Origin of the sequence: Actinocrinis puniceicyclus (genome assembly GCF_018283645.1) — a bacterium.
Taxonomy (GTDB): domain Bacteria; phylum Actinomycetota; class Actinomycetes; order Streptomycetales; family Catenulisporaceae; genus Actinocrinis; species Actinocrinis puniceicyclus.
The window spans coordinates 18,300-40,448 of the sequence record NZ_JAGSXH010000037.1 but is presented as its reverse complement, the minus strand read 5'-3'; the positions used below and the strand labels follow the sequence as shown (position 1 = coordinate 40,448).

17 protein-coding genes and 1 pseudogene are annotated in these 22,149 nt (G+C 70.1%); 11 read left to right on the top strand and 7 right to left on the bottom strand.

Annotation, left to right across the window (positions count from 1 at the left end; genetic code table 11):
- Positions 1–165: 165 nt before the first annotated feature.
- The 8 genes from KGA66_RS12775 to KGA66_RS12740 all read left to right on the top strand — a co-directional run bounded on the left by KGA66_RS12775 (position 166) and on the right by KGA66_RS12740 (position 11,352).
- Entirely contained in the window at positions 166–3,339 is a 3,174-nt protein-coding gene (locus KGA66_RS12775; protein WP_211468060.1) for an Rne/Rng family ribonuclease, read from the top strand.
- Between the two features lie 275 nt (positions 3,340–3,614).
- Positions 3,615–3,932 (top strand): 50S ribosomal protein L21, encoded by a 318-nt coding sequence (rplU, locus tag KGA66_RS12770; protein WP_211468058.1) that lies wholly within the window; start codon positions 3,615–3,617, stop codon positions 3,930–3,932.
- A 6-nt stretch (positions 3,933–3,938) separates the two neighbouring features.
- Positions 3,939–4,196 carry a 50S ribosomal protein L27 gene (rpmA, locus tag KGA66_RS12765; protein WP_211468056.1) on the top strand — a complete coding sequence of 86 codons (258 nt, stop codon included), beginning with the start codon at positions 3,939–3,941 and terminating at the stop codon, positions 4,194–4,196.
- A 133-nt stretch (positions 4,197–4,329) separates the two neighbouring features.
- Entirely contained in the window at positions 4,330–5,760 is a 1,431-nt protein-coding gene (gene obgE, locus KGA66_RS12760; protein WP_211468054.1) for a GTPase ObgE, read from the top strand.
- A 352-nt stretch (positions 5,761–6,112) separates the two neighbouring features.
- On the top strand, positions 6,113–8,173 hold the full coding sequence (locus KGA66_RS12755; RefSeq protein WP_211468052.1) for a glycosyl hydrolase family 28-related protein: 2,061 nt from the start codon (positions 6,113–6,115) through the stop codon (positions 8,171–8,173).
- A 183-nt stretch (positions 8,174–8,356) separates the two neighbouring features.
- Positions 8,357–9,505, top strand: a complete 1,149-nt coding sequence (gene proB, locus KGA66_RS12750) for a glutamate 5-kinase (protein WP_211468050.1) — start codon at positions 8,357–8,359, stop codon at positions 9,503–9,505.
- A 79-nt stretch (positions 9,506–9,584) separates the two neighbouring features.
- The gene (locus KGA66_RS12745; RefSeq protein ID WP_211468048.1) at positions 9,585–10,868 is read left to right on the top strand and encodes a glutamate-5-semialdehyde dehydrogenase; all 1,284 of its coding nucleotides are present in this window, start codon (positions 9,585–9,587) and stop codon (positions 10,866–10,868) included.
- 85 nt (positions 10,869–10,953) lie between these two features.
- On the top strand, positions 10,954–11,352 hold the full coding sequence (locus KGA66_RS12740; RefSeq protein ID WP_211468046.1) for an SCO2583/SCO2584 N-terminal domain-containing protein: 399 nt from the start codon (positions 10,954–10,956) through the stop codon (positions 11,350–11,352).
- 22 nt (positions 11,353–11,374) lie between these two features.
- On the opposite strand, the gene KGA66_RS12735 is transcribed toward KGA66_RS12740, so the two are convergent.
- The 5 genes from KGA66_RS12735 to KGA66_RS12715 all read right to left on the bottom strand — a co-directional run bounded on the left by KGA66_RS12735 (position 11,375) and on the right by KGA66_RS12715 (position 17,386).
- Positions 11,375–13,072 carry a glycerol-3-phosphate dehydrogenase/oxidase gene (locus tag KGA66_RS12735; RefSeq protein WP_211468044.1) on the bottom strand — a complete coding sequence of 566 codons (1,698 nt, stop codon included), beginning with the start codon at positions 13,070–13,072 and terminating at the stop codon, positions 11,375–11,377.
- 82 nt (positions 13,073–13,154) lie between these two features.
- Positions 13,155–14,267 (bottom strand): GuaB3 family IMP dehydrogenase-related protein, encoded by a 1,113-nt coding sequence (locus KGA66_RS12730; protein ID WP_312886889.1) that lies wholly within the window; start codon positions 14,265–14,267, stop codon positions 13,155–13,157.
- 65 nt (positions 14,268–14,332) lie between these two features.
- Positions 14,333–15,832, bottom strand: a complete 1,500-nt coding sequence (gene guaB, locus KGA66_RS12725; RefSeq protein ID WP_211468042.1) for an IMP dehydrogenase — start codon at positions 15,830–15,832, stop codon at positions 14,333–14,335.
- Positions 15,833–16,069: 237 nt separating this feature from the next.
- A complete protein-coding gene (locus KGA66_RS12720; RefSeq protein ID WP_211468040.1) occupies positions 16,070–16,681 on the bottom strand; it encodes a response regulator transcription factor in 612 nt (203 codons plus the stop codon).
- A 369-nt stretch (positions 16,682–17,050) separates the two neighbouring features.
- On the bottom strand, positions 17,051–17,386 hold the full coding sequence (locus KGA66_RS12715) for a hypothetical protein (RefSeq protein ID WP_211468038.1): 336 nt from the start codon (positions 17,384–17,386) through the stop codon (positions 17,051–17,053).
- 180 nt (positions 17,387–17,566) lie between these two features.
- Here KGA66_RS12715 and KGA66_RS32080 point away from each other — a divergent pair.
- Positions 17,567–17,842 (top strand): annotated as a pseudogene (locus KGA66_RS32080) (WhiB family transcriptional regulator); the annotation flags it as partial.
- 340 nt (positions 17,843–18,182) lie between these two features.
- Here KGA66_RS32080 and groL read toward each other — a convergent pair.
- Entirely contained in the window at positions 18,183–19,808 is a 1,626-nt protein-coding gene (gene groL, locus KGA66_RS12705) for a chaperonin GroEL (protein WP_211468034.1), read from the bottom strand.
- Positions 19,809–19,969: 161 nt separating this feature from the next.
- Positions 19,970–20,296 (bottom strand): co-chaperone GroES, encoded by a 327-nt coding sequence (gene groES, locus KGA66_RS12700; protein ID WP_414639622.1) that lies wholly within the window; start codon positions 20,294–20,296, stop codon positions 19,970–19,972.
- 389 nt (positions 20,297–20,685) lie between these two features.
- Between groES and KGA66_RS12695 the strand changes: the two genes are divergently transcribed.
- Together KGA66_RS12695 and KGA66_RS12690 are read left to right on the top strand one after the other, a co-directional pair.
- The gene (locus KGA66_RS12695) at positions 20,686–21,678 is read left to right on the top strand and encodes a helix-turn-helix domain-containing protein (protein WP_211468030.1); all 993 of its coding nucleotides are present in this window, start codon (positions 20,686–20,688) and stop codon (positions 21,676–21,678) included.
- A 64-nt stretch (positions 21,679–21,742) separates the two neighbouring features.
- The gene (locus tag KGA66_RS12690; protein WP_312886888.1) at positions 21,743–22,144 is read left to right on the top strand and encodes a globin; all 402 of its coding nucleotides are present in this window, start codon (positions 21,743–21,745) and stop codon (positions 22,142–22,144) included.
- Positions 22,145–22,149: the final 5 nt, after the last annotated feature.

Sequence of the window (22,149 nt, the reverse complement as noted above, 5' to 3'; positions counted from 1 at the left end):
CGCGCGCATTGCGCGTCGGCGCCGGCACGACGGCCCGGCTCGGCGAGACGCCCGGCCCGGCTCACCTGACTTCAGTACGCACACACGAGCCGCCGCGCGGCGCCGACGCACACCGACACCGGTGCCGTCCGAGCGCCCGGCGGCCACGACGGGAGAACCGCCCGCATGCTCGATCACGAGCCCACCGGTTCCGGCTCCGGCCTGGAACCCGGCCACGAGTCCACAACCGACTCGCCGAACCCGACCACGCGCCGCCGACGTGCGGCCAACCGCCCCGCCGGGGCTCCGAAAGCGCAGGTCGCACCGCAACCGGAGGCAGCGGCTGCGGACGCACCGACTCCGGAGACACAGAACGCCGGGGTGTCGTCCCCGGACACCACGCCGGCGGCGGCCAAGCGCACCCGCAGCAAGAAGATCGCCGCCGCGGAAGGCGCGGCCACGAGCGCCCCGGCCAAGAAGACCGCCCGCAAGAGCGCGACACGGAAGGCGACCGCCGCGGCGCACGCCGATGAGAGCGGTGCGGCGCCCGAGCCCGCGACCGTGGTCGCTCAGCCCGAAGCGGGCCATGACCCGGTCGAGAGCGCGCCCGCCAAGAAGACCGCCCGCAAGAGCACGACGCGTCGGCGCACACGCACGGCCGAAGCCGAAACCACCGAGGCCGCCGAGGTTGCCAAGGTTGCCAAGGTTGCCGAGGCGACCGAAAGCACACCGCCGGCAGCTGCGGCGGCCGCCGCCACGGAAACCGAGTCGAGCGCCGCGACCGAAACGACCGAAACGGCACAGCCCGTCACCGGCCGCGCCCGGCGAACGCGCAAGCGGGCAACCGCGCCCGCGGCTACGGCCGCGCAGCCGCCGGAGGGCGAAGCCGGCGAGGAGGTCACCGCGCCGCGGACCGAACCGGACGAGACCGATTCGCCGGCCGACGACCAGCCGCAGCAGGCGCCGGCGCCGCTCGCGCCGTCGCGGCCCGGAATGCCGATCTTCCAGGCGCCGGTGGTCACCGAACCGGTCCGCCGCGACCGCGCCGCGACAGCGGCCAAGGCCCAGGTCCAGGCCAAGCCCGCGGCCACGGCCGCGCCGGAACCTGAGCCGGAACCGGAGCAGGCGCAGGCGCAGGCGGCCGCCACGGCCGGGCCGGAGCCGGCCGCGGAACGCGAGTCGCGCCGTCGCCGCCGCCGCAGCCGTAACGCGGGCGGGCAAGCCCTCGAAGAGGTCGCCGCCGCCCGGGCCGAGGCTCCGGCGCAAGGCGAGGGCGAGCCGTCCGAGACGCGGGAGCCCGAGGCCGCAGACACCCTCCTTCCCGCCGCGGAGTCCGAGGGCTCCAGCCGCCGGCGCCGCCGCCGACGTCGCCGCCAGACCGCCGAGGACCTGGCGGTGGGCGCCGAGACCGAGGAGGACAACCCGCCGAACACGGTGGTCAAGATCCGCGAGCCGCGCGAGCGCCGCTCCGGCCGGCTGCTCGAGCCCGACTCGGTGCGCACCGGCGACGACGTGCTCGGTGTGCGCGGTTCGGTGCGCCTGGCCGCCAAGCAGCAGCGCCGCCGCGACGGGCGCTCGACCCGCTCGCGTCGCGCCCCGATCGTGAGCGAGGCCGAGTTCCTGGCCCGCCGGGAATCGGTCGAACGGGTCATGGTGGTGCGCCAGGCCGCGCACCGCATGCAGATCGGCGTGCTGGAGGACGGCGTGCTGGTCGAGCACTACGTCAACCGCGAGTCCTCGGTCTCGTACGTCGGCAACGTGTACCTGGGCAAGGTGCAGAACGTGCTGCCGTCGATGGAGGCGGCGTTCGTCGACATCAACAAGGGCCGCAACGCCGTGCTTTACGCGGGTGAGGTGAACTTCTCCGCCGCCGGGCTGGAAGGGCAGCCGAAGCGGATCGAATCGGCGCTCAAGTCCGGCCAGCCGGTGCTGGTGCAGGTCACCAAGGACCCGATCGGACACAAGGGCGCGCGCCTGACCAGCCAGATCTCGCTGCCCGGCCGCTTCCTGGTGTACATCCCCGGCGGCTCGATGATGGGCATCAGCCGCAAACTGCCGGACAACGAGCGCACGCGGCTCAAGCAGATCCTCAAGAAGGTCGTACCCGAGGACGGCGGCGTGATCGTGCGCACGGCGGCCGAGGGGGCGAGCGAGGAGGAACTGGCGCGCGACGTCGAGCGCCTGGTGGCGCAGTGGGAGGAGATCGAGCGGCGGTCGCGCACGGCCAACGCGCCGGCGCTGCTGTACGGCGAGCCGGACCTGACGGTGCGCGTGATCCGCGACATCTTCAACGAGGACTTCAGCAAGCTGATCGTCTCCGGCGACGAGGCGTACAAGACGATCCACGACTACCTGTCCGGGGTCGCGCCCGAGCTGGCCGAACGGCTGGAGCAATGGACCGGCGCCACGGACGTGTTCACGGTGTACCGGGTCGAGGAGCAGTTGGCCAAGGGCCTGGACCGGAAGGTGTGGCTGCCCAGCGGCGGCTCGCTGGTGATCGACCGGACCGAGGCGATGGTCGTGATCGACGTGAACACCGGCAAGTTCACCGGCCAGGGCAGCAACTCCCTGGAGGAGACGGTCACCCGCAACAACCTGGAGGCGGCCGAGGAGATCGTCCGCCAGCTGCGGCTGCGCGACCTCGGCGGCATCATCGTGATCGACTTCATCGACATGGTGCTGGAGTCGAACCGGGACCTGGTGCTGCGGCGGCTGCTGGAGTGCCTGGGCCGGGATCGCACCAAGCACCAGGTGGCCGAGGTGACCTCGCTGGGGCTGGTGCAGATGACCCGCAAGCGGGTCGGGCAGGGCCTGCTGGAGGCCTTCTCGGAGACCTGCGACCACTGCAACGGGCGCGGCATCATCGTGCACGTGGACCCGGTGGAGCCACACGGCCGCAAGGTCACCGAGCGTTCGGCAGCCGTGGTGGAGCGCATCGACCGGGTGACCGGGGAGAACGGGCCACACGAGCACGCGGACGCCGACGAGGGCGGACACCTCCCCGGGGCTGCGGAAACGCGGGCCAGCCGGCGCAGGCGCCGTAAGGGCAAGCACCACGAGGGCGAAGACCTCCTGGACGCTGCGGTCGAGCCGGTGTGGACCGAGGACACCGACATCGGCACAGTAGACACTGCCGGCACTGCCGGCACTGCCGACACGCGCGGCGGCGCCGCGGCTTCGGCTGCGCCGCCCCCCGCGACCCCGGCGATCAGCCTCAAGGCGCACGCGGAGGACCCGGATGCGGCCGCCGTGAGCGACGAGCTGAACGAGGCCCTGATCGACACGGGACGGCCGCGCAAGCGCCGCCGGGCCGCCAGTCGCCCCGCCGGTTCTCCGCAGTCGGCCGCGGAAGCCTCCTGAACCTGTTGTAGCTTCCTGAACCGCCGTCGCGGCCGAAGCAGACCGCGACGGCAGCCGCACGCGTCGGATCCGGGTTCGCCGGCGAGCCCGCTTGGTGATCTTCAGTTTGACCTCACCGGCACCCGGTCCGTACGCTTGGTTTTCGGCGTGTTTCGGCTCGCCCACGTCCCGCGGTGCGACCGCACCGTGCCGGACCAGTCAATCGAGAGTCTCAGCTTGTCGCGGCGACTTGTATCGCACTGCGCGCAGGCGTAGGCAAACCGTAGGAGTCAACGGTGTACGCGATCGTCCGCAGCGGCGGTAGGCAGCACAAGGTCGCCGTCGGCGACGTCGTCCAGGTCGACCGGATCGTCGGCGCGCCGGGAACATCGGTGGAGATGAAGGCGCTGCTCGTGGTCGACGGCGACTCTGTCACCTCCGACGCTTGGGTGCTCGAAGGTGTCAAGGTCCACGCCGAGATCGTCGCCGAGGTCAAGGCGAAGAAGATCGACATCCTCAAGTACAAGAACAAGACCGGCTACCGGGTGCGCCAGGGTCACCGGCAGAAGTACACCCAGGTCAAGGTCACCAGCATCGACACCGGGAAGAAGTAAGCTGACATGGCACACAAGAAGGGCGCCTCGTCCAGCCGCAACGGCCGGGACTCGAACGCGCAGCGGCTCGGCGTCAAGCGCTTCGGCGGCCAGAAGGTGAACGCCGGCGAGATCCTGCTGCGTCAGCGCGGTACGCACTTCCACCCGGGTGAGAACGTCGGCCGCGGCAAGGACGACACGCTGTTCGCGCTGACCACCGGCGCGGTGCAGTTCGGTACGCACCGTGGCCGCAAGGTCATCAACATCGTGGCCGTCGACGCCTGAGAGGCGTCAGCACGCGCACGCGCACGCGCAGCGCGCTGCGCGTCGTTCCACCAGTTACGCACAGCCTCACCAGTACGCCGGGTCGCGGTGAACGACCCGGCGTACTGTCATGATCGGGAGAAGGTAGAAAGCCATGGCCACCTTCGTGGACCGCGTGGTACTTCACGTCGCGGCCGGTAAGGGCGGCCACGGCTGCGCTTCCGTGCACCGGGAGAAGTTCAAGCCGCTCGGCGGCCCGGACGGGGCGAACGGGGGCCGCGGCGGGGACGTCATCCTCGTCGTCGATCCGAACGTGACCTCGCTGATCGAGTACCACTACTCGCCGCACCGCACCGCCGGCAACGGCAAACCGGGCGCGGGCGGTCTGCGGCAGGGCGCGAACGGCGCGGACGTGATCCTGCCGGTGCCCAGCGGCACCGTCGTCAAGACCGAGGACGGTGAGGTGCTCGCCGACCTGGTGGGCGCGGGTACCCGCCTGGTGCTGGCGAAGGGCGGGCCCGGCGGCCTGGGCAACGCGGCGCTGGCCACCACCAAGCGCAAGGCGCCCGGGTTCGCGCTGCTCGGCGAGCCGGGCGAGTCCGGGCAGTTCGTGCTGGAACTCAAGTCGGTGGCGGACGTGGCGCTCGTCGGCTACCCGAGCGCCGGCAAATCCTCCCTGGTCGCCGCGATGTCCGCGGCCAAGCCGAAGATCGCGGACTATCCGTTCACCACCCTGGTGCCGAATCTCGGCGTGGTCACCGCGGACAACCACGTCTTCACCATGGCGGACGTGCCCGGACTGATCCCGGGCGCGAGCGAGGGCAGGGGGCTGGGCCACGAGTTCCTGCGGCACGTCGAGCGCTGCGCGGTGCTGGTGCACGTCCTGGACTGCGCGACCCTGGAGCCGGACCGCGATCCGCTCAGCGACCTGGACGTGATCGAGGCCGAGTTGCTCGCGTACGAGAACGCGCTGGCGGCGCAGGAGCGGACGGCGACGGACGCCTGGATCGGGTCGGGAGCCGGAACGCAGTTCGCGTCGCTCGGCAGGCTTTCCGAGCGGCCGCGGCTCGTCGTGCTCAACAAGATCGACGTGCCGGAGGCGCGTGAGCTGGCCGAACTGGTGCGGTCCGACCTGGAGGCACGCGGGCTGCGGGTCTTCGAAGTGTCCGCGGTCAGCCGGGAGGGGCTGCGCGAGCTGGCCTTCGCGCTGGCGCGGATCGTCGAGCAGGCCCGGGCGCAGCGCCCCGCCGAGGAGCCCGGCCGCCTGGTGATCCGGCCCAAGGCGGTGGACGCGGCGCCGTTCACGCTCAGTTTCGAGGACGGCCACTACGTGGTGCGCGGCACGAAGCCGGAGCGATGGGTGCGGCAGACGGACTTCTCCGTCGACGAGGCGGTCGGGTACCTGGCCGACCGGCTCAACCGGCTGGGCGTCGAGCAGGCGCTGCTCGAGATGGGGGCGCACGAGGGCGACGAGGTGGTCATCGGCGACGGGGACGACGCGGTCGTGTTCGACTGGCAGCCGACCCTCTCCAGCGGCGCGGAACACCTCGGGCCGCGCGGCAGCGACGATCGGCTCTACAGCTGACCGGCGCGGCCCGCGAGGTCGGTCGGCCCGCAGGATCGATCGGTCCTTTCACACTGATCACCGGCCGGTCGGCGCCGGCCGATCTCCCCTGCCCTATCGCCGACGCCGGCCAGGCGATGAGACGCAACGAAGCGGAACAATAACCGCAAGAAAGATAGCTCGTCGCGCAAAGAAGGACCAGATGTGCGAAATTCCTTTGCAGGGACTCTTGTGAAGCCGGATACGCGGCCCTAGTGTCACGTCGCGACGGTTCCCCCTCGCGACGGTTCCCCCTCGCGATCAGGGCGGTGGCGTGGTTGCTCCACCGTGGGCGTCATCACGTGTTGAGCCTCCCGAGAGAAACGAGCATTCGATGTCACGGAGCACCCCGCGGGCTCTGGCCCGACCGCTCGCGCGGCCACGGCGCAGCGCCGCACTCGCCGCCGCGACCGCCGCGGCCGCCGGTCTGAGCATGGTCTCCGCCGCCCCGGCCCTCGCCGCCGGCGGCGGCGTCACCCCGACCGCGGTCACCCGTGCCGCGATCGACCCGGCACTGGTCGCCGGGCGCGGCGCCAGCCTCGGCATCGTCGAACAAGAAGCGGAGAACGCTGCGACGGATGGCACGGTCATCGGTCCGAGCACGACCGCTTACACACTGCCCGCGGAGGCGTCCGGCCGATCGGCCGTCAATCTGACGCCGGGTCAGTACGTAGAGTTCACATTGCCCAGCCCGGCCAACGCGGTCACCGTGCGGTACAGCATCCCCGACGCTCCCACCGGCGGTGGTATCACCGCTCCGCTCGACGTGAGCGTAAACGGCCACGATCACCGCACTCTGACCCTTACGTCGCAGTATGCATGGCTGTACAACGAGTATCCGTTCAGCAACGACCCGAACGCCGGGCCGCTGCACCCGGACTGGTGGACCACCGAGTGTTCCTGCGTACCGGACGCCACGACGCCGGCTCCGGTGTTCCCGACCCCGTTCCGCCCGAACCACTTCTACGACGAACAGCGGCTCCTGCTCGGCCGGACCTACGGCGCGGGCTCGAAGATCCGGCTGACCGTCCCGGCCGGCAGCGACGCGGCGAACACGACCATCGACCTGATGGACTCTCAGCTGCTCGCCCCGCCAAAGGTCGACCTCGCCGCCGCGAACGTGCTGCTCTTCGGCGCCGACCCGACCGGCGCCCGGGACGCTGCCGCCGCTTTCGACCGGGCCATCGCCTTCGCGCAGAAGACACATCTGAAGGTGTACATCCCGCCGGGTACGTACCAGGTCAATCGGCACATCATCGTCGACAACGTGACGATCGAAGGCGCAGGCAGCTGGTACACGACCGTCAAGGGCCACCAGGTCACGCTCAGCAGCCCGGCTCCGGACGGCTCGATCCACACCGGGGTCGGCTTCTACGGCAAGGACGCCTCGGCCGGCGGTAGCCACAACGTGCACCTGTCCGGCTTCGCGATCGAGGGCGACGTGCGCGAACGCATCGACACCGACCAGGTGAACGGCATCGGCGGCGCGATGAGCGACTCGACCGTCGACGGCCTCTACATCCACCACACCAAGGTGGGCATGTGGTTCGACGGGCCGATGACGAACCTGCGGATCACGAACAACGTCATCGCCGACCAGATCGCCGACGGCATCAACTTCCACACCGGCGTGACCGGGTCGCTGGTGCGCGACAACCTCATCCGCAACACCGGCGACGACGGCCTGGCCATGTGGTCGGAGACGACCGCCGACGCGAACGACACCTTCGACCACAACACGGTGCAGACCCCGGTACTGGCCAACGGCATCGCGATCTACGGCGGCGCGGACAACACGGTCTCCGGCAACCTGATCGCCGATCCGATCCGGGAGGGCAGCGGCATCCAGGTCGGCAGCCGCTTCGGCGCGGTGCCGTTCACCGGCCACCTGTGGATCGGCGACAACACCGTGGTGCGCGCCGGCACCTACGAGCTGAACTGGAACATCGGGCTCGGCGCGATCTGGTTCTACGCGCTGCAGGGCAGCATCACCGCGGACGTCGAGGTGACCGGGGACGACTTCCTCGACAACACGTACAACGCGATCATGCTGGTCTCCGACTGGTCCGTGAAGGACCTGTACTCGATCTCGAACGTGCACTTCTCGGACATCAAGGTGGACGGCACCGGCACCTCCGTGGTCAGCGCGCGGGTCGCCGGCTCGGCCTCGTTCCGCAACGTGGTGGCCCGCAACGTCGGCGCGGTCGGCGTGAACAACTGCGGCTCGTTCCACTTCACCGCCGCCGGATCGGAGTTCTCGCTGTTCGACCTGGGCGGCAACACCGGCGGCGGCACGACCGGTCCGTGGCCGGCGCCCTGGGAGCTGCCGAACACGATCACCTGTGACGACCGTCCGGCGGTCGTACCGCCGCCACCGCCCTCCCCCTGGTCGTGACGGCATAGCGGGACGTCGGGCGCGCGGGCCCGGTGATACGGCCCGGACCTGGCTTCCCGTCCAGGGTCCGGGCCTGCCGCACCGCGGCACGGCCTGCCCGCGGACACAGGTCCACACGCCGGCTTCGGTCCACGCGCTGAAACGAACAGGCCGGGCGGGGGCCGCCGAACGTATCCTGAGCCGGTGAGCGACGACGAACTGGCGGCCGGGCGCGCGGCGGTCATCGCCGCGCGGCGGATCGTCGTGAAAGTGGGTTCCTCCTCGCTGACCACCGCGTCCGGCGGGCTCGACGGCAGCCGGGTGGACGCCCTCGTGGACGCGCTCCACGAATCGGCGCTCGCGCGGCCCGCGGGAGATCCGGCCGAAGTCGTCCTCGTCTCCTCCGGCGCGATCGCGGCCGGCCTCGCCCCGCTCGGGCTGACGAAACGACCGCGCGAGCTGGCGTTGCAGCAAGCCGCGGCGAGCGTCGGGCAGGGCCTGCTGATAGCGCGTTACACGCAGTCCTTCGCGCGGCACGGGCACGGTGTGGGACAGGTACTGCTCACGGCCGACGATGTGACGCGCCGCTCGCACTATCGAAATGCCCTGCAGACGCTCAGCCGGCTGCTCGAACTCGGCTTCGTACCGATCGTCAACGAGAACGACACGGTCGCCACGCAGGAGATCCGGTTCGGCGACAACGATCGGCTGGCGGCGCTCGTCGCGCACCTGGTCAACGCGGACCTGCTGGTGCTGCTTTCCGACGTGGACGCGCTCTACGACGGCGACCCGCGCAAGCCCGGCAGTGTCCTGATCTCCGACGTGCGCGGGCCGCAGGACCTGGCCGGCGTGGCGATCGGGTCGGCCGGGCGGGCCGGGGTCGGCACCGGCGGCATGGTGACGAAGGTGGAGGCGGCCCGGATCGCGACCGAGGCGGGCATCCCGGTGGTGCTCACCAGGGCCGCGTACGCCGCCCGAGCGCTGCGCGGCGACCCGGTCGGCACCCTGTTCCACCGCACCGGGAAACGCTCGGCTGCGAGGCTGCTGTGGCTCGCGCACGCCACCGCGCCGCGCGGCGAGTTGAAGCTCGACGCCGGAGCGGTGGACGCGGTGGTGCGCCGCCGCCTGTCCCTCCTGCCGGCCGGCATCACGGCCGTGTCCGGAACCTTCGTCGCGGGCGACCCGGTCGACCTCGTCGATCCCTCCGGCCGCCCGGTGGCCCGCGGGCTGGTCAACTACGACGCGGCCGAACTGCCGTCGCTGCTGGGGCGCTCGACCCGCGATCTGGCCGTGGATCTCGGGCCGCAGTACGAGCGTGAGGTCGTACACCGGGACGACCTGGCCTTGCTGTGACCGGCCGGTCAGCCGACCGCTCGGTCTCACCGTCCGAAATGGCGCGTACGACCAGGGCCACCCGACGTAACCTGGAGCCATGGTGGACGTGGCTGGCGAGTCGGAAGTCATCCAGGCGGCGCGACGGGCCCGCGAGGCCGCCGCAGACCTGGCGGTACGCACCCGTGGCGAGAAGGACCGCGCACTGCACGCCATCGCGGACGCCCTAGCCGCCGACGCGCCGCGCATCCTCGAAGCCAACGCCGAGGACGTCGCCCGCGCACGCGAAGCGGGCACCGATTCCGGCATCGTGGACCGGCTGACCCTGACCGCCGACCGGATCACCGCCATCGCCGAGGCGCTGCGGAAGGTGACCACGCTGGCCGACCCAGTCGGCGAGGTGGTTCGCGGCTCGACGCTTCCGAACGGCTTGGAACTGCGTCAGGTACGAGTCCCGCTCGGCGTCGTCGGCATCATCTACGAGGCACGGCCGAACGTGACGGTCGACGCCGCGGGTCTCTGCCTCAAGTCCGGCAACGCGGTGCTGCTTCGCGGCTCCTCCTCCGCGCGCGCCTCGAACGCCGCGCTGGTCGAGATCATGCGCGAGGCGCTGGCGGGTTGCGGACTGCCGGTCGACGCGATCCAGCTGGTGCCGGGCGACACACACGACTCGGTCAAGGAGCTGATGCAGGCACGCGGCCTGGTCGACGTGCTGATCCCGCGCGGCGGGGCCGCGCTGATCAGCTCGGTGGTGACCGGTTCGACGGTCCCCGTGATCGAGACCGGGGTCGGCAACTGCCACGTGTACGTGGACGCCGACGCGGACGTGGACCTCGCCGTCGAGCTGCTGATCGACTCGAAAGCGCAGCGCCCCAGCGTCTGCAACGCGGCCGAGACCGTGCTGGTGCACCGGGACATCGCGGAGGCGTTCCTCCCCCGCGCACTCGCCGCGCTCGCCGCCGCCGGCGTGACCGTGCACGGCGACGAGCAGGTGTCCGGGTACAGCGCCGACGTGGTACCCGCGACGGAGGCCGACTACTACAAGGAGTACGTGTCGCTCGACATCGCGGCCGCCGTCGTCGACTCGCTGGACGCGGCGATCGCGCACATCCGCGAGTACTCGACGAACCACACCGAGTCGATCATCACCCGCTCACAGGCCGCGGCCCGCACCTTCACCGCGCGCGTGGACTCGGCGGCGGTGATCGTGAACGCCTCGACCCGCTTCACCGACGGCGGAGAGTTCGGGTTCGGCGCCGAGATCGGGATCTCGAACCAGAAGCTGCACGCGCGCGGCCCGATGGGACTGCCGGAGCTTACCTCCACCAAGTACATCGTGGTCGGCGACGGACAGACCAAGGCGCGGCACTCCAGCGCCCTCTGACCGATCACCTCACTCGTGGGTGAATGTCGCAATTTGCCGTGTCTCACCCCTACTGATCACACGATAATTCGGTTACATTTCCGCAATGACCGAGCGCTTCCCCGAACAGCGCAACCACTCCGCGCAGCGCCGCGCAGACGCACCACAGGTCCCCGCGAACGCTCCGAGCGTTGAGCCGAACACCGTCCTGCCGGACAACAGCACACGGAACGACGCGCATGTCGAAGACGAGAGCCTGGACGCCGTTCTGGAGACCACGGTGTTCGACGAATCCTTCGTCGCCGCCGCCCGGGTGCGAGAACCCTCGGCCGAGGACCGCGCCCTGCTGGCCCGGCAGATTCGCGCGGCCCGGCTCGCCGAACTGCCGTCGCGCCGCTGGGGCGTTCGCCCGTCGCACCACCTCGCCGCGCTGCGGCTTCCGGCCGTCGCCGCCGCCGTGAGCGCGCTGGCGGCCGTGGCGCTGCTGCTCGCTTTGCTGCGGTAACCATCAGCGGCGTGACGTTCCGTCAGAACTCGGGCACACCCATCCGCGCCGCGTCCGCCGACTGGTCGTCCGGCTGGAGCTGTGACGCCCGCTCAGCCGCAATATGCGCGTTGTAATGCGCGATCTCCCGCTCCAGCCGGCCCTCGTCCCAGCCGAGGGTCTGCGCCATCAGTTCAGCGGCGGGCCGGGCCGAGCCGACGCCACGGTCGAAGGTCTCGAAGCCGATCCGGGTCCGGCGGGCCAGCGCGTCCTCCAAATGGATCGCGCCCTCGTGCGACGCGGCGTAGACGATCTCGGCGCGCAGGTAGTCGTCCGCGCCCTCAAGTGGCAGGCCGAGCGTTCGGTCCTTCTCGATCAGGTCGATCACCTCCTCGGCCAGCGAACCGTACCGGCTCAGCAGATGCTCGACCCGGGCCACGTGCAGGCCGCTGGACACCGCCAGCCGGGCGCGGCCGTTCCACAGCGCCGGAAAGCCGTCCGCGCCGAGCAGCGGAATCGTCTCGGTGCACGAAGCCGGGCCGCGCCGATCGAGCCCGTGCAGCGCCGCGTCAACCGCATCCATGGCCATGACGCGGTACGTCGTGTACTTGCCACCGGCCACCACGACCAGCCCCGGGACCGCATGCGCGACGATGTGCTCGCGCGAGAGCTTCGAGGTCTCGTCGGACTCGCCGGACAACAGCGGCCGCAGACCGGCGAATACGCCTTCGACGTCCTCGCGGGTCAGCTCCGTCGTCAGCACTCTGTTGGCGCGGCCGAGCACATAGTCGATGTCTGTCGCGCTCGCAGCCGGGTGGGCCTTGTCCAGGTTCCAGGCGGTGTCCGTCGTGCCGATGATCCAGTGCCGGCCCCACGGTATGACGAAGAGCACGGAGTTTTCCGTTCGCAGGATGATGCCCGAGGCCGACTGGATGCGGTCTTTGGGCACGACGAGGTGCACACCCTTCGACGCGGTGACATGGAACTTCCCGCGTTCACCGACCATCGCCTGCGTCTCGTCGGTCCACACGCCTGTGGCGTTGACCACCTGCGATGCCCTGACCTCGATCTGCTCGCCGCTCTCCTCGTCGCGCACGACGGCCCCGGTCACGCGCTCGCCTTCGCGCAGGAATCCGACGACGCGCGCCCGGTTGGCCACGTGGGCACCGAATGAGGCCGCGGTACGCACGAGCGTCGTCACGAAGCGAGCGTCGTCGACTTGTGCGTCGTAGTACTGGATAGCGCCGACGAGCGTGTTCTTCTTGAGCGACGGTGCGATGCGCAGGGCGTGACGGCGGGTCAGGTGGCGGTGCGGGGGCAGGCCGCGGCCGTGTCCCGACGAATAACTCATCGCGTCGTACAGCGCGATACCTGAGCCCGCGTAGAAGCGTTCCCAGCCACGTCCGGTGAGCGGGTAAAGGAACGGCACCGGGCGCACCAGATGCGGCGCCAGCCGCTCGATCAGCAGCCCGCGTTCCTTGAGCGCTTCGCGCACGAGCGCGAAGTCCAGCATCTCCAGGTACCGCAAGCCACCGTGGATGAGTTTGGACGACCGGCTCGATGTGCCTGAGGCCCAGTCCTGCGCCTCGACCAAGCCGACCGAGAACCCACGGGTCACCGCGTCGAGAGTGGTGCCGGCGCCGACCACGCCGCCGCCGACCACCAGGACGTCCAGTTCGCTCGCCGCGAGCGCGGCCAAGGCGGCCCGCCGCTGCTCGGGTCCGAGCGTCGCATTGCGCATGACCTCTACGATGCCGGTTCGCACCGCCGTGGCGCCATGCGAGTTACGCCACTGGACGGGTCGCTCCAGCCAGCGTCGCGAGCTACGGCTGAGAGACGGTCAATTCGACCCGCTGGAATTCCTTCAGCTCGGAATAGCCGGTCGTGGCCATCGCCCGGCGCAGCGATCCGAAGAGGTTCATCGTGCCGTCCGCGGTGTTCGACGGTCCGACGAGGATCTCCTCCAGCGTGCCGACCGTGCCCAGGTGGGTGCGCACGCCGCGCGGAACCGAGCCGTGCCACGCCTCGGCGCCCCAGTGGTAGCCGTGGCCCGGCGCCTCGACCGCGCGCGCCAGCGGCGATCCGATCATCACACCGTCCGCGCCGCAGGCGATCGCCTTCGCGATCTCGCCGCTGCCGCCCATCGCGCCGTCCGCGATCACGTGCACGTACCGGCCGCCGGATTCGTCCATGTAATCCCGCCGGGCCGCCGCGACGTCGCTGATCGCGGTGGCCATCGGGACCGCGATGCCGAGGACGTTCTTCGTCGTGTGCGAGGACCCGCCGCCGAAGCCGACCAGGACGCCCGCCGCACCCGAACGCATCAGGTGCAGCGCGGCCTTGTACGTCGCCACGCCTCCGGCCACAACCGGGACGTCGAGGTCGTACACGAACTGCTTGAGGTTCAGCGCCTCGGCATGGTTGGACACGTGCTCGGCGGAGACCGTGGTGCCGCGAATGACGAACACGTCCACGCCCGCGTTGACCACGGTCTTGTAGAACTGCACGGTGCGCTGCGGGGACAGCGCCCCGGCGGCGACGACGCCCGCGTCTCGGATCTGCTTGATCCGCGAGACGATCAGTTCTTCCTTCACCGGCTCGGTGTAGATCTCGCGCAGGCGCTTGACCACGCGCTCGGCCGGCAGCCCGGCGATCTCGGCGAGCAGCGGCTCCGGATCGGCGTACCGGGTCCACAGACCTTCCAGGTCGAGCACGCCCACTCCGCCGAGTCGGCCGATCGCTATCGCGGAGGCCGGCGAGACCACCGAATCCATCGGCGCGGCCAGGAACGGCAGCCGCAGCCGGTACGCGTCGATCTGCCAGTCGATCGAGACGTCCTCTGGATCACGGGTGCGCCGCGAGGGCACCAGTGCGATGTCGTCGAAGCCGTACGCCTGGCGGGCGCGCTTGGAGCGACCGATCTCGACCTCGGACACGATGTGATCCTCTTCCGGCGCGGGCGGGCGATACCTGCTCTGACTTTACCGTCCGCCGGGCAGGATCAGCGCGAGTGGTAGTTCGGAGCCTCTGCGGTCATCTGGATGTCGTGCGGGTGGCTTTCCTTCAGCCCGGCCGAGGTGATCCGCACCATCTGCGCATTCTGCAGGTCGGTGATGGTGCGCGCACCCGTGTAGAACATCGCCTGCTTGACGCCGCCCACGAGCTGGTGCGCGACGGCTGACAGCGGACCACGGTACGGAACCTGTCCCTCGATGCCCTCCGGGATGAGCTTGTCGTCCGAGGAGACGTCCTGCTGCGCGTACCGGTCACGCGAGTAGGACCTGCCCTCCGCCTTACCGCGCGAGGACATGGCGCCGAGCGACCCCATCCCCCGGTACGACTTGTACTGCTTGCCGTTGATGAAGATCAGATCGCCGGGGGATTCTTCGCAACCGGCCAGCAGCGAACCGAGCATGACCGTGTCCGCCCCGGCCGCGATCGCCTTGGCGATGTCGCCCGAGTACTGGAGACCGCCGTCGCCGACCACCGGCACACCGGCCGGCTTGGCCGCGCGGGCGACCTCGTAGATGGCGGTGACCTGCGGCATGCCGACGCCCGCGACCACGCGCGTGGTGCAGATCGAGCCCGGCCCGACGCCCACCTTCACCGCGTCCACGCCCGCGTCGATCAACGCCTGCGCGCCCGCGGCCGTCACCACGTTACCGCCGATGATCTCGACGTGGCTGTTCGCCTTTATCTTGGAGACGGTGTCGCAGAGGCCCTTGGAGTGACCGTGCGCCACGTCCACCACCACGAAGTCGGCGCCCGCCTCGGCCAGCAGCATCGCCCGGCGATACGCGTCGTCCCCGACTCCCACCGCGCCACCGACCACGAGACGCCCCTCGGCGTCCTTGGTGGCGTTCGGGTACTGCTCGGTCTTGGTGAAGTCCTTGACCGTGATCAGGCCGTGCAGCTTGCCGGTCTCGTCGACCAGCGGCAGCTTCTCGATCTTGTGCGCGCCCATCAGCTTCATCGCCTCGGCGCCGGAGATGCCGACGCGGCCGGTGACGAGCGGGGGCTTGGTCATCACGTCGCGCACGAGCCGGGAGTGGTCGGTCTCGAAACGCAGGTCGCGGTTGGTCACTATGCCTATCAGCATTCCGGCCTCGTCGACCACGGGCAGGCCGCTGATGTGGTACCTCGCGCACAACACGTCGACCTCGGCGAGCGTGGCCTGCGCGCTGACCGTCACCGGCTGTGTGATCATGCCGGACTCGGAGCGCTTGACCAGATCCACCTGCGCCGCCTGGTCCTCGGCCGGCAGGTTGCGGTGCAATACGCCGGCGCCGCCCTGACGGGCCATCGCGATCGCCATCCGCGCCTCGGTCACCGTGTCCATCGCGGCGGAGAGTAACGGGACGCGCACCGTCAGGTTCCGGGTGAGCCGCGCCGTGGTGTCCGATTCACCCGGCTCCAGGTCCGAGACCGCCGGCACCAACAGCACATCGTCGAAGGTCAGCCCCAGCAGGCGGAACTTCTCGGGGACTTCGGAGAAGGACACGGGTACCCTCCGGTGTATACGGCTGCGGATGATCCGGCGGTGGCAGCGAGGCGTCCAGTCTAACGGCCCACGGCGGTGCGCTGTTTCCGTCCGCGCGCCCACGGCCGCGCCTGCGGCTCCGAGGCGCCGCGAGATTGCCGGTCCTGCCCGGGGCGCGGGGCGATCTCCGAGGTCGGAAACACCGCGGATCGTCCCGCGGATCGTCCCGGGCACTGCGAGCGCGGGTATCTGCCGCGGTCAGCGAACCAATCCCCAGCGAAAGCCGAGCGCGACCGCGTGCGCGCGATCCGACGCACCCAACTTCTTGAACAGCCGGCGCGCGTGCGTCTTGACCGTGTCTTCGGACAGGAACAGATCGCGGCCGATCTCCGCGTTGGAGCGGCCGTGGCTCATCCCCTCCAGCACCTGGATCTCACGGGCCGTCAGCGTCGGGGCCGAGCCGACCTCGGCCGGGCGCAGCCGGCGCGGGGCCAGCCGCCAGGTCGGGTCGGCGAGGGCCTGCGAGACGGTGGCGCGCAACTCCGCGCGGGAGGCGTCCTTGTGCAGGTAGCCGCGAGCCCCGGAGGCGACGGCGAGGGCGACGCCGTCCAGGTCCTCGGCCATCGTCAGCATGATGACCCGTGCGGTCGGGTCGGTGGACACCAGCCGGCGCACGCTCTCGACTCCCCCGAGCCCGGGCATCCGCACGTCCATCAGAACCAGGTCGACCCGGTCGGCGGTCCAGCGCCGCAGCACCTCCTCGCCGCTGCTCGCGGTGGTGACCCGGTCCACGCCGGGGACGGTCGCCACCGCGCGGCGCAGGGTCTCGCGGGCGAGCGGTGAGTCGTCACAGACCAGGATGGACGTCATTTGTACCTCCACACACTGTGGATACCTGCTGTCAGGCAAGCCGGAAATTCTGACGCGAGCGGGACCGCAGACCGGTGGGCGGCCCACCGGGTGGGGGTTGCGGTCCACTCCGCCCTGACTCAACGAGCATCACCCGAAAGCGTTACGCACATTCGGGTGGCGGTTTCGCGACCGCCCCAGCTCAAGATCAGTTTTCGGAGAGCCTCCGTTCACCCGCCCGGCGCAGCCCGCCCAGCAGCAACGGCGAGCAGCGTTCCGCGGCCCCTCGCCCGCGGCGGCGCACGGACGATGTGTGACACTATCGTGACTATCTGTCATGGCAGACCCAGTTTGGACCCAGATGCCGGAGTTTGGGAAGCCCTCAGCGGCTCAAATCGGTTCATCGGTCCGGCTTTCCGCCGCCCGTACCAGCGCGGCGGCGCGCGCCACCGGAACGCCGGAGCGCAACAGCCGTCCGACCACCGCGAGCCGCACCACGTCGATCGCGGCGCCGGGCAACGGATGCAGGTCGCGAAGATCGCACAGCACGGCCCGGGGGACGCCTGTGCGCAGCGCGAGTTCCTCGGGCGTATAGCGGGCCGCCGCCTCCACGCCGTTGGCATCTTCTCGCCACTGGCCGTCGGGTGCGGTGTTCTCGCTGTTCAGGCCGTCCGGGGATGCGCCATTCAGGGATGCCACACTGGTCCGTTCGTAGGTCGCAGACACAGCACTCCCTTACCTAACAAATAGGTGGGTATAGGCGTCAGTACCGGCAACTCCACCCTTACCGGGGAATGCCTTGTCATGACACGTCCCATCAGTGGGTGACGTGCGGTCTACAACGGACACACTGAGCGATATCACGAACGCGCAAAGCAACCACTCGGCAAGAGGAGGACAACGGCGATGGCCGATTTCTCAAGGCTCCCCGGCCCTAACGCCGATCTGTGGGACTGGCAGCTGCGCGGCCTGTGCCGGGGGAAGGACAGCTCGCTCTTCTTCCACCCGGAAGGCGAGCGCGGCGCGGCGCGGTCGAGCCGAGAGCTCGCGGCGAAGGAGATCTGCATGAACTGCCCGGTGCAGATACCGTGCGCGGAGCACGCGCTCAGAGTGCGCGAGCCCTACGGCGTGTGGGGCGGGATGACCGAGGAAGAGCGCGAGCAGCACCACGCCCGGCAGAAGGCGCTCGCCCGGGCGCAGGCCGCCAGGGAGAAGGATGCCCGGGCGCGCCAGCAGCAACTGAAGGAGAAGCTGCTGCGGGAAAAGGCGCTGAAGAATCTGGAGGACGAGCGCGCGGCTGCGGCCTCGGCACCCGCCGCGGCGCCCAAGACCAACGCCCCTGTGGCGGCCCCTCCGAAGAAGGCGCCGAGCAAACCCGGCGGGGGCAAGAAGGCGAAGACGCTCGTCACCGCGTGAACACGCCGTCCCACGGCGGCCTCGGCCGGCATAAACAGGACGGGACTCCCACAGTCACCGCGACTGTGGGAGTCCCGTGCGTGCGCCTTGGCGCCCGCCATATCGGCTAGTGGCTGTGCCCGTGGCCGTGGCTGTGCGAGTGACCCTCGTCTTCCTTGGGCGCCGGCTTCTCGACGACCAGGGTCTCGGTGGTCAGCAGCATCGAGGCGATCGACGCGGCGTTGGCCAGCGCGGAGCGGGTGACCTTCACCGGGTCGATGACGCCGGCCTCGATCAGGTCCACGTACTCGCCGGTGGCGGCGTTCAGGCCCTTCGAGCCCTCCAGCGCCGCGACCTTGTCGGTGATGACGTAGCCTTCGAGCCCGGCGTTCACCGCGATCCAGCGCAGCGGCTCGACCAGGGCCTTGCGGACCACCGCGACACCGGTCGCCTCGTCGCCGGTCAGGCCGAGCCGGTCGTCCAGCACGGTCGCGGCGTGCACGAGCGCGGAACCGCCGCCCGCGACGATGCCCTCCTCGACCGCGGCACGCGTGGCCGAGATCGCGTCCTCAAGCCGGTGCTTCTTCTCCTTGAGCTCGACCTCGGTGGCCGCGCCGACCCGGATCACGCACACCCCGCCGGCCAGCTTCGCCAGCCGCTCCTGGAGCTTCTCACGGTCCCAGTCGGAGTCCGAAGCCTCGATCTCCGCCTTGATCTGACGGATGCGGTCCTGCACCGCGCCGTGCTCGCCGGCGCCGTCCACGATCGTGGTGTCGTCCTTGGTGACGGCGACCCGGCGGGCGGTGCCGAGAACCTCAAGGCCGACCTGGTCCAACTTGAGACCGACCTCGGGGCTAACCACCTGGGCGCCGGTGAGGACCGCGATGTCCTGCAGGATCGCCTTGCGCCGGTCCCCGAAGCCGGGGGCCTTGACGGCGACCGAGTTGAACGTGCCGCGGATCTTGTTCACCACCAGGGTGGACAACGCCTCGCCGTCCACGTCCTCGGCGATGATCAGCAGCGGCTTGCGCGACTGCGCGACCTTCTCCAGCACCGGCAGCAGGTCGCCGATGGAGGAGATCTTGCCCTGGTTGATCAGGATGTACGGGTCCTCGAGGATCGCCTCCTGGCGCTCCTGGTCGGTGACCATGTACGGGGAGAGATAGCCCTTGTCGAACTGCATGCCCTCGGTGAACTCGAGGGCCAGCCCGAAGGTGTTGTTCTCCTCGACGGTGATGACCCCGTCCTTGCCGACCTTGTCCATCGCCTCGGCGATCAGGTCGCCGATCGCCTGGTCCTGCGCGGAGATCGCGCCGACCTGGGCGATGGCCTCCTTGGTCTCCACCGGCTTGGCGGTGGACAGCAGGTGGTCGGAGACCGCCTTGACCGCGGCGTCGATGCCGCGCTTGAGCAGGATCGGCTGCGCGCCGGCCGCGACGTTGCGCAGACCTTCGCGTACCAGCGCCTGGGCCAGCACGGTGGCGGTGGTGGTGCCGTCGCCCGCGATGTCGTTGGTCTTGGTCGCGACCTCCTTGGCCAGCTGGGCGCCGAGGTTCTCGTAGGGGTCCTCGAGCTCGACCTCGCGGGCGATGGTCACGCCGTCGTTGGTGATCGTTGGCGCGCCGAACTTCTTGTCGATCACGACGTTGCGGCCCTTGGGGCCGATCGTCACCTTGACCGCGTCGGCAAGCGCGTTGACGCCGCGCTCCAGCTTGCGGCGGGCGTCCTCGTCGAACTGCAGCATCTTGGCCATTGGTGCCAAGCGTCCCTTCTTAAGCCGTGGTTGGTGGAACGGCAGGCCGACCCGTGCCCGGCACGCAGAAGGCCGTGCCCCGCCGCCCGTCTGAGCGGGGCCTGCGGAACACGGCCTTCACGACGTACTTGCGCGGGCGCGCCGTCTTACCGCGTGCCGTTTTACTTGTTGACGACGGCGAGCAGGTCGCGCGCCGACAGGACGAGGTACTCCTCGCCGTTGTACTTGACCTCGGTGCCGCCGTACTTCGAGTACAGAACGACGTCGCCTTCCTTGACGTCGAGCGGGAGGCGCTGGCCGTCCTCGAAACGGCCCGGGCCGACGGCCAGGACGACGCCCTCCTGGGGCTTCTCCTTCGCGGTGTCCGGGATGACCAGGCCGGAGGCGGTGGTCTGCTCGGCGTCCAGCGGCTTGACGACGACACGGTCCTCAAGCGGCTTGATGGCAACGGTAGCCACGGTCGTGACCTCTCCTTCGGAGACACTCACTGACGGCGGGAACACCGCTCCCGCCGATTGACTTGGGGCCACCGTCCACGCCTGTCGTCGCGGGTGCCAGGGGGACGGGGTGGCATTGGCACACTCACGGCGAGAGTGCCAATCCGCAGGTTATGACTCGCGCTGGCACTCGGTCAACCCGAGTGCCAAAGACGTGTCGGGGGTTCCGGCGGATCCGGCGGATGCGGCCGCTTGTGCGCGGTAGCGCGGCAGCGACCACAGCGCCCGGGCCAATACCGATCTCGGCCCGTAAAACTCCACGCCGTACATCAGCTTAGGCAGCGGATAATCATGGACGCACAAAGACACACGAGGTAGACGCATTCGTGCCGTGCTGCGGGGCATGGACCATGCGCGCCTGCTGACGAGGGGGATGAACGGTGTTCGGCATACTCGGCCTCGATCCGGCGGCGGAGTGTGTCTATCAGGACCTGGTCACCGCGGGTTCCAGCAGCGCCGCCGGGCTGGTCGAGCGCACCGGACTGCCGCGGGCCGCGGTGCGCAAATCGCTGGCGCTGCTGGCGGAGCTCGGCTTGGTCACTGAGCAGGCCGAGACGCGGAAGAGATACCTGGCCGCGTCCCCGGCCGTCGCGCTCGGCGCGTTGCTGGCCGAGCAGCGGCACGCACTTTTCCGCGCGGAACTGGGTCTGGCATCGCTGGCGGAGGCGTACCGAAGCGCGAGCGCGGACAGTTCGGCCCGGGATCTGGTGGAGGTGGTGATCGGGGCGCACGCAGTGCGACACCGCTTCGAGCAGGTTCAGATGAGCGCAACGTCCGAGTTGCACGTGATGTCCGAGGCGAGCCACGAAGTGGTCGCGCCCGGCGAGAGCGTCGCCGAGGAGCAGGCGATCAATCGCGGCGTGCGGTACCACGTCATCGTCGAGCAGGCGATGCTGGACCTCGCAGGCGCCTTCGAAGGTCTGATGGCGCACATGAAGCACGAACAACTGGTGCGGGTGGTGGATCGCGTACCGACCAAGCTGGTCATCGCCGACCGCTCGGTCGCGCTGGTGCCGCTCAGCGACGGCACGAATCCGGACCGGGGCGAGCCGTCGGCGCTGTTCGTGCGGGCTCCGGGTTTGATCAGGCTGCTGGTCGGGCTCTACCAGTCGGTGTGGCAACAGGCGGTGCCGGTGCGTCTGGTCGAGCCGAGCAACATCGAACTGGACGAGCCGCAGACCAACCCGACCGGCCTCGACCTGCGCATCCTGTCGCTGCTCATGATCGGCGCGACAGACGCGGCGATCGCGAAGCAACTCGGCCTCGGGTTGCGCACCGTGCAGCGCCGGGTGGCGCACATGATGGATCTCGCGCGGGTCAGCACCCGCCTTCAGCTCGGCTGGCAGGCCTGCCACCGCGGCTGGCTCACCTGACGGGGTGTCCGGCCCGGTTTCAGGGTGCCTGGGCCATGCCTGGCGCCTCGCCTAGGATGGTCGGGTGACACAAGCCAGGATTCCGCGCGGCGAACCGGAGTCGTTCTACGTGCGGGTCGGCGGAGAGCCGACGTTCCGCACGCTCGTGCACCGCTTCTACGAAGGCGTCGCGCAGGACCCGGAACTGCGGGCGATGTACCCCGAAGAAGACCTGCGGCCGGCCGCGGAGCGGCTGACGCTCTTCCTGATCCAGTACTGGGGCGGCCCGAGCACCTACAGCGACACCCGAGGGCACCCCAGGCTGCGGATGCGGCACGCGCCGTTCCGCGTCGACGCGCACGCACGCGACCTTTGGCTGCACCACATGGCCGAGGCCGTGCGCTCGCTGAAACTGCCGGAGCCGGACGAGACCGAGCTGTGGCAGTATCTGGAACGAGCCGCGCACTTCATGGTGAACGCCGAATAGCCACA